Annotated in this window: 16 protein-coding genes; 3 read left to right on the forward strand and 13 right to left on the reverse strand. The window is 46.5% G+C overall.

Features of this window, described 5'->3' with window-relative positions; translation table 11 throughout:
* Window positions 1-15 precede the first annotated feature (15 nt).
* Window positions 16-636 (reverse strand): hypothetical protein, encoded by a 621-nt coding sequence (locus QMN93_RS24590; RefSeq protein ID WP_323619856.1) that lies wholly within the window; start codon window positions 634-636, stop codon window positions 16-18.
* Window positions 637-1,215: 579 nt separating this feature from the next.
* Between QMN93_RS24590 and QMN93_RS24595 the strand changes: the two genes are divergently transcribed.
* Entirely contained in the window at window positions 1,216-1,482 is a 267-nt protein-coding gene (locus QMN93_RS24595; protein WP_016241542.1) for a hypothetical protein, read from the forward strand.
* Window positions 1,483-1,693: 211 nt separating this feature from the next.
* Here the strand turns inward: QMN93_RS24595 and QMN93_RS24600 are convergent, their stop codons facing one another.
* A complete protein-coding gene (locus QMN93_RS24600; protein WP_007372345.1) occupies window positions 1,694-1,912 on the reverse strand; it encodes a hypothetical protein in 219 nt (72 codons plus the stop codon).
* A gap of 282 nt (window positions 1,913-2,194) precedes the next feature.
* On the opposite strand from QMN93_RS24600, the gene QMN93_RS24605 reads away from it, so the two are divergent.
* Window positions 2,195-2,518: a hypothetical protein gene (locus tag QMN93_RS24605; RefSeq protein ID WP_007372343.1), complete on the forward strand. Its 324-nt coding sequence runs from the start codon at window positions 2,195-2,197 to the stop codon at window positions 2,516-2,518.
* Window positions 2,519-2,553: 35 nt separating this feature from the next.
* On the opposite strand, the gene QMN93_RS24610 is transcribed toward QMN93_RS24605, so the two are convergent.
* The 7 genes from QMN93_RS24610 to QMN93_RS24640 all read right to left on the reverse strand — a co-directional run bounded on the left by QMN93_RS24610 (window position 2,554) and on the right by QMN93_RS24640 (window position 7,612).
* The gene (locus QMN93_RS24610; protein ID WP_007372342.1) at window positions 2,554-3,477 is read right to left on the reverse strand and encodes a hypothetical protein; all 924 of its coding nucleotides are present in this window, start codon (window positions 3,475-3,477) and stop codon (window positions 2,554-2,556) included.
* A gap of 180 nt (window positions 3,478-3,657) precedes the next feature.
* The gene (locus QMN93_RS24615) at window positions 3,658-4,032 is read right to left on the reverse strand and encodes a hypothetical protein (RefSeq protein WP_223226822.1); all 375 of its coding nucleotides are present in this window, start codon (window positions 4,030-4,032) and stop codon (window positions 3,658-3,660) included.
* A gap of 171 nt (window positions 4,033-4,203) precedes the next feature.
* Window positions 4,204-4,602 carry a hypothetical protein gene (locus QMN93_RS24620; protein ID WP_016241545.1) on the reverse strand — a complete coding sequence of 133 codons (399 nt, stop codon included), beginning with the start codon at window positions 4,600-4,602 and terminating at the stop codon, window positions 4,204-4,206.
* 21 nt (window positions 4,603-4,623) lie between these two features.
* Entirely contained in the window at window positions 4,624-4,941 is a 318-nt protein-coding gene (locus QMN93_RS24625) for a hypothetical protein (RefSeq protein WP_009651680.1), read from the reverse strand.
* Window positions 4,942-5,028: 87 nt separating this feature from the next.
* On the reverse strand, window positions 5,029-5,514 hold the full coding sequence (locus QMN93_RS24630; protein ID WP_007372340.1) for a hypothetical protein: 486 nt from the start codon (window positions 5,512-5,514) through the stop codon (window positions 5,029-5,031).
* A 410-nt stretch (window positions 5,515-5,924) separates the two neighbouring features.
* Window positions 5,925-6,791, reverse strand: coding sequence for a RepB family plasmid replication initiator protein (locus QMN93_RS24635; protein ID WP_008786567.1), 867 nt, complete (start codon window positions 6,789-6,791; stop codon window positions 5,925-5,927).
* Between the two features lie 572 nt (window positions 6,792-7,363).
* Window positions 7,364-7,612, reverse strand: coding sequence for a hypothetical protein (locus QMN93_RS24640; RefSeq protein WP_016241546.1), 249 nt, complete (start codon window positions 7,610-7,612; stop codon window positions 7,364-7,366).
* A 925-nt stretch (window positions 7,613-8,537) separates the two neighbouring features.
* Between QMN93_RS24640 and QMN93_RS24645 the strand changes: the two genes are divergently transcribed.
* Window positions 8,538-9,656 carry a RepB family plasmid replication initiator protein gene (locus QMN93_RS24645; RefSeq protein ID WP_016241547.1) on the forward strand — a complete coding sequence of 373 codons (1,119 nt, stop codon included), beginning with the start codon at window positions 8,538-8,540 and terminating at the stop codon, window positions 9,654-9,656.
* A gap of 1,528 nt (window positions 9,657-11,184) precedes the next feature.
* Here QMN93_RS24645 and QMN93_RS24650 read toward each other — a convergent pair.
* The 4 genes from QMN93_RS24650 to QMN93_RS24665 form a co-directional block, all read right to left on the reverse strand.
* The gene (locus tag QMN93_RS24650; protein WP_007372337.1) at window positions 11,185-11,904 is read right to left on the reverse strand and encodes an HNH endonuclease signature motif containing protein; all 720 of its coding nucleotides are present in this window, start codon (window positions 11,902-11,904) and stop codon (window positions 11,185-11,187) included.
* Between the two features lie 153 nt (window positions 11,905-12,057).
* The gene (locus tag QMN93_RS24655; protein WP_016241550.1) at window positions 12,058-12,483 is read right to left on the reverse strand and encodes a hypothetical protein; all 426 of its coding nucleotides are present in this window, start codon (window positions 12,481-12,483) and stop codon (window positions 12,058-12,060) included.
* 111 nt (window positions 12,484-12,594) lie between these two features.
* Window positions 12,595-12,897, reverse strand: coding sequence for a hypothetical protein (locus QMN93_RS24660; protein ID WP_007372336.1), 303 nt, complete (start codon window positions 12,895-12,897; stop codon window positions 12,595-12,597).
* Between the two features lie 136 nt (window positions 12,898-13,033).
* Window positions 13,034-13,579 (reverse strand): hypothetical protein, encoded by a 546-nt coding sequence (locus QMN93_RS24665; protein ID WP_007372335.1) that lies wholly within the window; start codon window positions 13,577-13,579, stop codon window positions 13,034-13,036.
* Between the last annotated feature and the right edge of the window lie 440 nt (window positions 13,580-14,019).

The raw sequence follows: 14,019 nt of genomic DNA on the forward strand, positions 1-14,019 counted from the left end.
GAAGAATGAATAATATCAATTATAACAATTGGTTATTTCCTTAGCGTACGTTTTCGTTCCATTGGCCCTCAGACCCCGGGTCTTTTTGCGCTCGGCAATACCTTCATCAATCTGACGTTCAAGATCCGCTCGCTTCTCTTTGTGCAGGCGGCGCGATTCCAGTACGGTTTCGTTATCATTCAGGCGTTCTACTATCTCACCGGTATTTAAATTCTGGTTTGCCAGTTCGCGCACCATGCTCAGCACTAAATCGCCCATTGGATGCCGGGTTGTGATACCCAGGCGCTCAAACGCCCGGTTGGTGATCTCGTTTCTGCGGGTTTGATTGGCCAGTTCCGTGATCTTCTTCAGGCGCTCGATTTCGGCAAGCTGTGCCCGCTTCATCAATTCGCTGCCGGTTAGCATGGCAACAATCTGAACCTGACTCTCACCCTTCAGTAAGTGCTCGGTGATGAATGTAGAAAGAGCTGCCCGCCCACCGTGATTTTTAGGGATACCCAGCGTGGCCAGAATGTCTCTCTTTAGAATATTACGCAGGTTAGCGGCCTTTTTTTCCGCTTCATGTTTGGCCTGCATGTCCCGGCTATGCTGCTTACGTTCGGCCCGGGTTTTCTTCACCTTCACTTTCGTCGTCACTACTCTTTACCTGGCAGGGCATCATCATCATTGATACCGGTCGCGGAGGCCTGCGGTCGTTACCTATCCCCCGCCGCTGGCCGCACATTTGATGGCGAGAGTATACCTGCTCTGTCGGCAGCGCGTCTTTTCTTGTCTTCATATATGCAAAATTAGTCCAACATACAAATGCGATCAGGGTCAACACCCCCGCGTCCACCCTGCAAAGCGCCCTTGACCTTTATACCCACTGAAACCCTCGCGCCCCCGGCCCCTCTTTTTTTTCTCTTTTTTTCTCTTTTTTTCTCATATTTTCTCGCATGGCTCATCCAGCGACCGGAGTCCCTATGTGGGGTTTGCAGGAACCGGACGGAAAGACCGGCACGGCCCGGTTGCCGCAGGCGGGGGAAATGGCCAGACCGGGCACGGCGGTTTCTTTTTAAAATGGTGGGCCCGGGCAGAATGGTTACCCCGGGCACGGGCCCGATCCTGAAAACGACACGGAGGTTTCAGGTACGGCTCCCCTTTCTGCCCCTGCGCTTCGCTTGGGGCAGAAAGGGGAAGTTTATTTGTATGTTGGACTAATAGAGGGTGATTTACGTGAATTCTGCCCGGGTTTTCCCGGCGATTATCCCGGAATCCATCACCGATATTCTTCCCTTTATCCTAATACCGGTGATGGCCACCGGCACAAAATGCAGGGTGTTCCGGCCCGGCGAAGATGCGGCCGCAAACCAGCACGAAAGTGTCGGTCGGAAAAAGGTGAAGCCAATGCTGGTGGCCGCACGGAATTCAGGCGGGCACTCGACGTTACTCACCCACGACTCCGGGTTAACGGTTCGACTCCGGGTAGCCTGGCCCGGGTGAAGCCCGGGGCAGGCTACCCTGTTTTTGTATGTTGGACTATTTTGACGGGTACTGGAGCAAACCACTCTGCCACACGATATGGCATTTAGTTACCGCTCTTGCGGTTCATGGATGAAATAGTCGGTTCTGTCAGGAGGGAGTCAGGGAAATGTGAAGAACCGAAATGGCCACGCTGAAAGATCATGTAGCCAGTTCAGATAAGCAAATTGAGTTAACGCCCTCGCTCATACCGCACCAGCTCTTCAGGTTTAGACAACCACTCTGTAATCTGGTGATCATGCATTGACGTATCGTATTCAAAGTCTGGCGGATAATACATATCGCCAACAAACCACTCTTCCTGCTTTAATTCATCCTCATCTATATCACAACCGCTATCAAGCCAGTCCCATCGGCCTCTTTTGTTAAAAATCACTCTCCCATTCGGCATAAAAGCTCCTTATTCAGTCAGATGGTTACGGTCTCGATATCTCGATGCCAGGTTAACATCGTTCACCAGTTTTACCACGGCTGGACGTTCGGCTTCAGTCCAGGAATCAGGCTGATAGTACACCCGCAGCGATTATCATCAAACTACTTCGCCTCTCAATCCCGCGCTCTCAAATTTCTGTTATGCATCATGCCAGAGTACAATATGAGGACACTATCGCCGGAATATTACCGACCGCCCCGACGATTAACGTTACCGGCCTAAGCTGAGGAAAATGGTTCTATGAAGTCATTTCTGATCAAAATGTCAAACGCGCATAACGAACACATCCGGGAAGTCGCTTCCGTGGATGAAGCTATTCGTATCGCATCCGAAAGAGCAAATGAAGGTTTCTGGCTTCCACCCAGCCGGGTCTGCGAAATGAGCAAGGAACATGAAGGCCGGTATACAGTCGGTGATGATGGCTGGTTCCGCCCCATCGAGCTGGCGGTTCCAGTCGAAATAGAAGAAGTGAAGTCGTCCTACGGGAACGGTGGTTACGACATGATTTCCGTAGGCAAATGGATCCAGACTCAATCAGGCTGGCAACCGTCACCGGCTGTCTGACTCTCCTTTTGTTTCGGTGGGGCTAGAGTGCCCCACTATTCTTCCGCTTTACGCTCGCGTTTTTCTTTGTCGCACTTCACTTTTTCATAAGCCTTGCCAAACCACTTAGGCTCTTTTCCCATCCCCGAATAAGATAGTCCTTCCGGCAGACTCTTCCAGAACACCGTTATCGCCTCGGCAAATTCTCTAAACTGTTCCTCGGAAACTTCAAGTTCTTCGTGGCGAGCTGGTCTCTCTTGCGGATAACCTTCGCATTGCCATACTGAGTAGTACTCCGGGTGAGCATTAACCAGTTTCTGGTGGGCATCACCATCTCCATGTTTATAAACGTTGACAACCTGATGACATGCACTGATTAACGGGAAACATGGCATGTTTCGTACTTCAATACCCAGCCATTCCATCAAATCCATAAGCCTCGGAAAACTGAGGTTCCAGATCAAATCTGATATCACAACCATGTCGAGCCACCGCCAGCTTCTGGCCTCCCGGATAAGCAGATCTCGTAATGCCTTGTCAAACTGGTGGTACATCCCAGCGGTCAGGGAAAGCGTGACCGTGACCTTCATTTCCCGCAACGCAACCCAGTGGCAAGCTTCAATCTGTTCAATATTCTCGTATACGTCACTTTCGTCGTGGTAATCAGGATTGAACCAGTCTCCAGCTGACTCTATAAATGACTCGCCTTTCTTTGTCGCTTCACTCCTGATCTCCACATCACTGAACTGCGACAGCAAACGTTCCTGCGCTTGTTCAGCGTAAAAAAGATGCGGGTTAAGCACCCACGGTCGGTCAATTGCCGCAAAGAAAAAGATGTTCCATCTCGGGTCGATAATTTCTTTTTCAGCATCAACAGCTGGCGCTGATACACTGCGGTTTGATTGTTTTTTTCTACCCATACCACTATCCAAATTAAAAACAGACGAAAAAAAACCGTCCAGCTGGACGGTTAATATCAAAATATCCTTCAGAAGTCTGACACGGGTCAGGCGCTAACCCGGGCAGTCGCTACTCACTAATTAAACCCCGCATAGGGGAAAACAATATTTTGATACTCCGACAACGCACCCCGCGATGGGGGAAGGTATGTCAGGCCAGTCTAACAAACCCAAAGCTCGTTGCAACCGCCAATCAGTGACTTAATCCTGGCAATCCTGATCATCAGTTTCAGTTCCGCAACTTAAGTAATCCATATTTAAAAACATTTTGTTCCCCGAGCCTGCCAATGCAGACAGACCTGAGATTTTACAGATCACGACAATCGACGGTACGCGTTTATAAATCTCGATTTCGCTTTCCCAACTTGACGCAAGATACCTTTCAAGCTGAAGTTCAGGGGTTACATCAACAGGTTGAATTCTGACCACAAAACCGTCTTTTCGCCCCTCATTGCGAAGAGATGTTAGCTGTTTTATCTCTGCATCGTTGAGTGTGGAAAATTTACGGCCATTAAGAATATGAGAGCAAAAATTGAAGCCAGTGATATGAGATGAGCCACCAGTTATCGATTCCAAAATGCTTGCATATTAGCTATCTGGGGGTTAGGCTCGCCTGTTTGCGGAGTGGATTCACATAATTCAAGGAGTCTTTCCAATTCCGATTTGGAATCACCCATACCCAATTCATTGCAAGGAAAAACATTGTGATTATTATTCATGAAAACTCCGTAGCATTAGATTTGAAGGCTAGTTTTCAACACTATGGGATCCCGAAATAAGTTCTCCCCCCCGCTCCCGGTAAGCTTTCGTTAATACCGCATAACTTTCTGAATTAACATGCTCATCAACCCCCGAACAAATCAGCCGGTTCGTCGGTGCTTCAAAAGCGTGGCGTTCGTATTTTTCGACCACGCGACAATCTTCCGACCATCTCTTGCCGAGCAACAAATCATTTGTGGTAATTGATGGAAACATCATCAATGCAAAAATTCCCCCAAGACAGCCTATTGGCACGAGCCACATGCAAACGATCTTGTTTTCGGAGCGTACAAATTTCAACCCGATGGTAGCGCCTATGATAGTCACGACAAATACCACCAGCAGAATTTTTAAGGGTAAAATCAGATCTGCGGCATAAATTAGCATTAATCATATCTCCTTAACTTTTCAATATTTGGTTCCTTCAAAAAGCCATCCATACTTTCCTTCATCTGGATGATCTGTCTTGTAGTTTATCTGGCAAGTGGTGAACTGACGCATCCATTCTCGTGACCTAAAAAATTTCCCACGAGGAAGTTTATCGCCAGGTAAGCATTGTTCAGCCCATTCGACAAAAGCAGGACAAACCCCCTTAAAGTGAGGAATAACAACTTGCGTGGCTTCTTTACGCATTACTGCTGACTGAATGGTTTTGGGATCAATCGTCATGGCTTCACAGGCTAACCCGACTTCACAAACATTTCTATTCTGCTGATGTTCTGTCATAGCGCCTTCCAGTTGAAGTTAAGTAGGGTCAGTTTGGATTTGAAAATTGTTGTACGGTAAGCCTGTTCTTGAACCTGCTTCGTGATCTTATGCCCGTTTGATGGCCACGGACTGACGCAAAAGTGCAAGAACGTCACTGACACTCATATCCCACGCATCCGCCTGCCGTTTCAGAATAAATGCCCCTACTTCCATTCTTTGGGCATGGTTCAACATATGCGTCAGCATATCCCCACCATGAGAAAAGTTTATCCCGCAGCCGGATGCACCATTGTTGATGAGCGTAAAACCTTTGTTTTTATCGGTTCCGTGAAAGTTTGCCCTCATCTCCTTTTCCAGCCCGAACAATACCGCGCAACATTGAGTTAATTCATAGCGATTCAGCTGGATGACGCGCTTAAGCTCCCATTGGGCTTCTTTTGCGCCATCAGCAATCGGAGCCATAGTGATGTTCACCGTGGGAAACGCATCCTTACCAGGCGAAACCACATATTGAAAATCAAGAGCAGTACGTTTTGCGCCCGTTTGCCGGTCTGCATAAAGCTTCAGCTGCTTACCAAATGTCGAAGTCATAACTATCCTCCAGAACTTAATTTACCCTGGTCATTCCAGCCGACAAAAGATTGTCGGGTTGTTTTCTACAGGCCTTCCCTCTCAATCCCACCGGGTATATTTTCCCCTTCCCTCTCGTTCCCACCGGCGATAAAAACTGTGCAGATTAAAAAAGTATCTTTTTGGGATTAGGCGAACAGCAGTAATTATAAAGAGGAGTGTTATTTTCTTTATTTTTCATGGTAATACAAGTTGTATTCAATAGAGGCCTGACGCGCCCCATCAGCTTTTCAGATGTAAATGGGACTATTTATCCTTTAGCGACTACAAAATCACGGGTGGGTTTGAGAGGGAAACGTCAACTTAGTGTTTTTGACCGGTGGGAATGAGACAGCACATTCCCGGAACCGGGCAAAAAGACGTTTCAAACATCAGGAACCTGTTAGTTTGGGATTCCGATCCGTGATCTGAATGGTGGGTACGCTGGTGTCCACCAGGTAGTAAAATTTCAGGTAACCGATGCTGGCAAGCACATCGAGAGCAGTTCGCATTTTCCGGTTCTGTTCGGCAATGCGCCCATTGAGCAGTAAACGCTGTCGAAGTCTGTCAAAGGTGATCGGGGCTGGATGTTGAGGTAGCGCTTCAAAAAATGTATAGAGCGCCTGAGCCGTTTCATTCCTGGTAAGTAGCTCCAGGGGTTTCTTCCGCAACAGAGTAAGATGATCTGAACGGTACAAATCCCAGAGTCGTTCGTCGGCTTCCAGGATGATGTAATCACTTTCACCATCAAATTCCGCCTCTTTCAGCAACCCGGCTACTTTGAACTTGGTGATCCCCGGGTTCTTCTCAAACCGAATGCTTTTTGAGCGAATCTTCGTCAACGAATCGGCTATCTCATTGCGCAGTTTCGTGCTGTAGCGTTTTGATGGGTAGCCGCAGAGTTTGGCAAATTCACTAAAGGGCATTTTAATCCGGTTACCTTTCAGCGCATCAGGCGATACGCTGAAGGAATGGACGATTGCTGTCCAGCACCGGAAGTCCTGGAAATAATTCAGCATCGGGCCGGTGATCTTTATGTCCGTGTACCCTTCCTGTTTTGCAATTTCCAGACTGGATAGCGCTTCCGTCACGTTTAGCGTGACCGTTGCCTCTGTTCGGCAACTGGGAGTAAAAACGCCCAGGCGGAGCAGTGATACAGGTTGTACTGATGAATTTTTTGTCACCGTCAGCTTTCCAGTCGACGGCTGATTGAAGTCGGGAATAGCGTCCTTGAAAAGAAGAACTTCATTCGAGTTCATCGTGTGGATCCCCCAGTTTTATTGTTATTTTCCGGGTATCTTGGAATGCCCAGTCCGGGCGAATGTATCACGGTGATTTTTATTGATCATGAGAAATAGGGGTCATTTAGTCCCCATTTATCGGGTATTGGTTTTTATTTGTACTAAATCAATACGTTATTTCAGAGATGAATCGGATAAATGTCGTTGACATCAAATTTTTGATCTGCTGCCAGTGTGGACAAAAAATGAATACCGATCACCTATTTTTGAGATTTGTTACGTATGATTATGTTTTTATTTGATGTTTTCATTAGCACAGCAGATGTTGATAATTAAGTTCCTTTCCCCTTCCAATCCCACCGTTATTCCCTTTGAACACCACCAGCTACCAGGCTAACCCCACCGACAGCCCTTCAGAGCTCACTTTTTTCCCTCTCAACCCCACCGGGGCAGGTCTTCAGAGCTTACCAGCTGCGGGTTTGCGGGAGCGGGGATCTTTTTGGTTCTATTTGGTCTTAATCTGGATCGATCTGTTGATCTACCCGGTGGATATGTGGATTAGTTGAGTCACGTCCTTGTTACTCGGTTGCTTAAATTTGGCCACTACGAACTGTCTCAATACCACTCTGAACAACATCCCAGTTGATACCGATATCACCATCGTGAGTTCGGTCTATCAACGCTAAGGTCGACTCAGCTTCGCTAGCTGAAACCTGCGGCATGTTTCGGTCTATTGCTAACTCCTGAACATCAGACTTGTACCAGACACGGACTAGCACCTTTTCGTCAGGGTTCATTTTTTGCAGCTTTGCGATAATTTCTTTTGCAGTTGCGTACATGTGAGTGCCTCTTATCGTTTTGTTTACACAATCAGTAAAGCACCGAGTCAGTAGCTGACGAAGGCAAAAAAGATACTTTTCCACAGGACAGTTCCAATAAAGAGATCCCAAAGGTGCAACGGAGTACAAAAGAGATCCCTGTACGCTGCAAGCCGCATGGTTACTGGGCTCAAGGGCATTTTATGACAATGGTAATGACTTTTTTGACATTGGTAATGATTAAAATGACATTGGTAGTGACTATTTCGACGTTAGTAGTGAGTATTTGTGACAATGGTAGTGAGTTTTATTGTGTGATCTGAAGGTATAACTCTTAAAGAGTTTTGAGTATATTTCTATTATAATTCATATAGATACCATCTATCACCTGTATGATGAAACAAAATTATTAAAATCTTATCCACTGTTTTCTATACGCATTTTCCTTTCATGCCCGTACATATTTTCGACAATTTAGCTATTCGATGTTGATTTAACTCGAAGAGAGAATTTATCCCCATTTTCCACAAGGTAGTTCCAATAATTAGTACCTTACGAGTTCCCATAGATCACAAGAGATCCCCGCAGCTCGGAAGCCAGACGGCACAAGGCCTGGAAGCCAATCGGTGACAACGGTAGTGATTATTTTGACATTGGTAGTGAGTTTTTTAACGGTAGTAGTGAGTTTTTTGACAACGGTAGTGATTGCGGCGACAATGGTAGTGATTTTTTAAAGGATCTTTTTCACCGGAATTGATCCTTTGTTGATAAACTACGTATGTATTTGTTTTTATGTGAATTTCAGAGTTTTATATTTAGTCGTGGCGTTTTTTTAGCCTGGACTTATGCACAATCTGAGATCGTCGCAGAGATCCCTTAAGTGACACTGAGGGCTTTGGGCGATAGTATTCAATAATCTGTTGATTAATACAGTCGATAAACCACTATGACCAATGAGAAAGATTCTGAGCAGCAAGGCCAGATGGTTACCAGGGCTTTCTCTGTAACAGAGAGAGAGACAGGTAAAGAAATTATTTTACGTCCTAATAGCAGCAGGACGGTTCAGTCTATCGCGCTCATGCGCCTTGGGTTGTTTGTGCCATCACCAAAAAGCGTTGGCCGTCAGAGTCGTGAATACAAAACTGTTGGCTTTGATGCCACGAAAGAACTACAGACACTTTCTTTGATGGAGAGCGAGGGTTTCACCAATATCTCGATCGTGGGTCAGCGCCTCGATATGTCTGTTGACTTCAAAACGTGGATGGGAATCATCCGAACGCTAGCTAACCATCCGATTGATAACGATAAGATCAGCCTCAAATTTACTGAGTTTCTGAAGCTCTGTAACCCTGAAAATTATCGTTCCTCTACCGCATCCCGTAAGCGTATCGACGCGTCGTTACGCAGGCTGGCATCCGTGATGTTGTCCTTCACCAGCACCCACTCGTCAAAGGTGTATACGACGCACCTGGTGCAGTCTGCCTTGCTTGACCCGGACTCTGATCAGGTAGAGCTACAGATAGACCCTAAGATATTCGAGTTGTATCAGTACGACCACAAGGTTTTGATGCAGCTGAAGGCTATCAAGGAACTGGCGAAAAAAGAGAGCGCACAGGCGCTTTACACGTTCATTGAGTCACTTCCACCAAATCCAATCCCGATCTCCTTAACGAGACTTAAGAACCGATTAAATCTTAAGACCCGTGCCAACAGCCAGAACGCCACAGTACGTAAGGCATTGGAGGAGCTGGCATCCATTGGTTACCTTCAGTACACCGAAGTAAAAAAAGATGGGAAGGTTTATTTCCAGATCCACAAACGCGATCCTGATTTGAATCTGAACAATATCCAACCACCACCTGATGGTGATGGCGAGGGTGATGCTGATGAGGAGAACAATGGCACGTCGGGTAAAAATAATGGTGAGCCACTGGAAGGTGAATTGTGCCCACCAGATGAGCCCATTGATGGGGATGAAACGTTAACCATCCATGACTTAACAGCTGAAGAACTTCACTACATTCGCAGCCTTAGAAGCCAGAAAAAGAACAATCCCGCCAGCTAGCATTCCCTCCGGGCTGTCAGATGACGGCCTGGAACCCTCCCTCCCTGCACATCGTCAGAGAATCCTGTTTAGCTTAATGACAACGGTATTGAGTGACGCGGTCACTACTGTTGTCATTGCGGGGTGACCACTCATGACAATGGTAATGAGACTAGATAGCTCACTACTGTTGTCATCATCGACATCTCTCCAGACCAGCTTCTCAGGGAAGGTCTTACACCGCTCACTACCATTGTCGGAATCGCCGGTACAGACAAATCGCTGATACCCATGACACCATGACATCGGCAATGAGTCTTGGCAGCTCACTGCTGTTGTCATCATCGACAACTCTCCAGAGCAGCTTCTCGGAGAAGACCTCATACCGCTCACTACCATTGTCGGCATCGTCAGTACGGATTTATCGCTGATTCCCATGACACAATGACAACGGTAATGAGTGATTTGACTCACTACCGCTGTCATTTGCTCCCGGCGCATTTGAATGACCACTGTATTGACTAAGAATACTCACTACCGTTGTCATTCATGATTCAGACCAAGTTCTTACTGCTCCACCAGCACAATGACAACGGAAATGAGTTCTGTTGGTCATTACCGTTGTCATATGCATTCCAGGTTAATCAGGCCTTTCAGGTAGCTATGGTAAGGATTCACTCGCCGTACTGTCTGCTCGTACTTGAGGGGCGGGATGAATGACCGTGGTAGTGACCGCGTCACTCCCTGTCGTTGTCGTTGTATGAATACATGGCCTGTCGGTGACAATGGAAATGAGTCCAACCGCTGTCGTAGCTAACCTGATTGGTCAATGACAATGGATGTGATTTTTTCAAGTCTCTACCATTGTCATCGTTTCCAAGTACATTTCAGTGGGGTCGTTCCGGCGATGACGAATCAAGTGAGTGCGGGATCACAACCATTGTCGAGGCACAACTTGCCGGTTGTAGCCATACCGAACGCTGCGACAACGATAGTGATCTCGATCACTCATTACCGTTGTCACCAGGCGGATGGTGAAGCACCAGAATCACTACTGTTGTCATCTAACATTCTGCTACCCATGCAACCAATGACGATGGTAGTGAGCAACGCCGTCTACTTGCTGTATATAGGGATAGTATGATGAGCCATAACAATGGTAATGACTCACTACCATTGTCATAGTTCCTGTACTTGATTGCCGGTAACCAGACAAGGGTTAACCATTAAGTCACTACCGTTGTCATTACAGAAAGGTACTTTCCTTAATTGTCATTACCGTTGTCGACCATGCACCCTCTTACCAGTAGTAACGGTTCGTTAATTATGTGAAGGTGATCATTACCATTGTCACTGGTTACACTCCCGGCAGATTCAAAAATCGAGTGACAATGGATGTGAGTTCGATGCGCAGGACGGCATCTCAGTGCCGATGGCAATAGTTATGAGCTGACCAGACTGGTGACAACGATAATGAGCCAAGCATTGAAGCCCGTTTGCTACGACAACGGTAATGATTAGGCCTCACTACCGTTGTCAGACACGATGCTTACTTCGGCCAGGTAAGTTCATCCCACCGGGATTTTAACCAGGCAGGGTTTACAGGTTTTCTTGTCGGTAATATTGGCCGAGCTTCATACGCGATGAGATCGTCATCCTTAGCCAGGATAGTGGGGTGGAAATGGATTGTCAGGGTGCTGGGATTAATCACACACAGGCCGTTGTCGTATAACCGATGTATGTCTGCCCGAAGCCACAGGCCATTACTCCAGTGGTCAGAGCCCGCTTTATGATGCTCAATCAGATGTGCTGCTTCTCCCCTGCATTTTGTCTTCACACCGGTGACGACACACCGCTCCATGCAGTTGAAGTATACCCTGTCGCTGAATTTCTTCTGATCAGGACGGGACATCGCACCGTACCGGCGATATCCAAAGCGTTTTGGTGAGACTTTCTCATCCAGGTCATCGTCAAATGAATCCTGACTCTCAGGCCGGAAGGTCTTCAGACGAACTTCCCAGCGAATGCCGTCACGTGCAAATTGCTGCCCTACGCGTGGGTCATCATCAGGCCAGATAGCTATTCCCTTAGCTTTAACAGCCAGCCGGAACTGGCGGGCATCAGCAGGGGTTCCCGTGCGGGTTAGTGTCATAAATTCATGGACACTCCGGTACTCCACTGGTTCTCCTGATGAGCCAGCAGGCCTGGCGAGAACCTTGTCTTTAATATCGCGGGCGAGTTTATCGGTTTGATTTTTATCTGAAGCCATGTGAGCTATGCCATACCGGAAGAGGGAGGCATGAATAATGGGCTGTTTTCCGAGGATAAGCCATAGATACTCACTACTGTTGTCATTCTTGTCGATGACAACAGTAGTGAGTCTGGTTGGTATGCATCATGTCGAAATCGGAGCACCGGTGACTTATCGAATAGTCTGAACTGACTTGTAATGCGCTTGTGCAGGGTGGCCATAAGCCGTATTCGAGCGTGGAACTTCGAGGTGACCCGGCATCCATCCGGTCGTTTTTGCAACCCAGAAACAGCGTTCCTCACCGTCATCGGTAGTGACTCTAACACGACAACCTTCAAGCCCAATTAGTTGGGGGGAAAGATTACCGGGGCAGCATTTCCGGGAAGCGTTAGCATATACCTGCCCGCGCCGCATGAGTTCTGCACATTGTTCAAAATGTTCTTCTGTACCCAGTGCAGCTACTGGTGCTTCAACGTCCATCCAGTCAGCTACGGCGGTTGCTTTTGTATGCAGGAGATCAAATCCGTAGCTTGATAGAATAGAGCCACATTTAAGAACATAGAGCTGCTGCTCTTTGTTAATGTTTTCGAGTTTCATAGCCGCTCCTGTTAGATTATCGTTGCCTGTTATTTAAAACATGGCTTTTCAGTAAATAAATAACCACACCTGCATGACGATTGGGACGCGATAATAAATAACGAGTATCTATTAGCTTTGAGTGCCGAAAAAACCACAATCCATAAGTTGCTCACCAACGGTATTGTCGAATAACATATCGTCTACTGAAACTTCATAGCTATTCTCTGATGAAAAATATCCAGCGTTATCATAGTCGACTTCTAAAGCGTCACCATCAATAACCACAACCTCAGTATTAACGAAAAGATCATCAAGGTCTGAAATAACCTCAATATCTTCACTCTGTTCATCGGTAATGACAATGACAACCATATCATCTTCAAACTCGGAAGCTGATACTTCATCATATCTTGCTGCAATTAAATCTGACATATTAGCCTCCAGTTGAATGTGATTGCCTATATGTCTATATTACCACCCACATGCTTGTGACGAAGTGATTTGGCTTATTTTTAATCGTTTAAAACAAAAAAGCCACCCCGGTTATTTCCTTGGTGGCTAATTGATATTATCCCTCGGCTAGTTCCAGCGCTTCCTTCTGGGAAGTGGCTTCACCGAACCAGACCAGATCATAATGCGTGAAGTCAGTAGATAACATGCTCCTGACCCGTTGTTCCTCTGTTGCCACAGTGCGGCTATAGACAGCTACACAGCGCTCTCTCTTCCCGCCCCGCAATGATGAAGGGCTGTTGAAAATCGCAAAACACATCGTTTCCGGCTTAACGTTAACCCCGCCCATTTTTTCAATGACGTAATCATAGGCAATTTTTTCAATGTCATAAAATGAGCCGTCAGATGACACCATTGAATATTTCAGAACAGTACCCCCCAGAGCTCGCTTAATCTGGTGCTCCCTTTGCTGCTCGTTGTTCCAGCGAAAGGTTTGACGGCTGCTGGGGTGTCCTACTTTCTGTTCCGCTTTTGCACGTGGGCTATAGCCGTCAGCAATGAGTGAATCCATAAATTCACGCATTGATAAAATCTTACCGTTATGACGAATTTGTTTGGCTAGGAAGTTTTCAATACGTTTTTCGTTGGCTTTTTGAAGTGTCATTTTTTCTGGCCTATGGTTCGTTGTCGTTATATTCAGTAAACCATAGGTCGTTCATGTGACGAAACGTGTATTTATTCAACCCTATCTTCAATTATTTCGGTCATTAGAAAACGCAAATGATGATTATCGCCATCAGGATTGATTTTGTTTTTGTGATAATCCATTACGCTTACATTTCTTGCTTGTTTGAAGTGGTAATTATCCATCGCGTTTACAGTTTTCTCATAGTAAGCTTCAGCTGAATAATCCAATAAACTTCGATAATAGGCAGCGACAACATCCCATCGACGATTTTCCGATGCTTTACATAACTCTTCGTCGTCACCTATTGCCGCTATGATATAACCATATATATAGCCAAGACAGGTAATGGTGCCAACTTACTGATTTAGTGTATGATGGTGTTTTTGAGGTGCTCCAGTGGCTTCTGTTTCTATCAG

Origin of the sequence: Enterobacter sp. R-1.6.2 (assembly GCF_035064085.1) — a bacterium.
Lineage (GTDB): Bacteria > Pseudomonadota > Gammaproteobacteria > Enterobacterales > Enterobacteriaceae > Enterobacter > Enterobacter asburiae_B.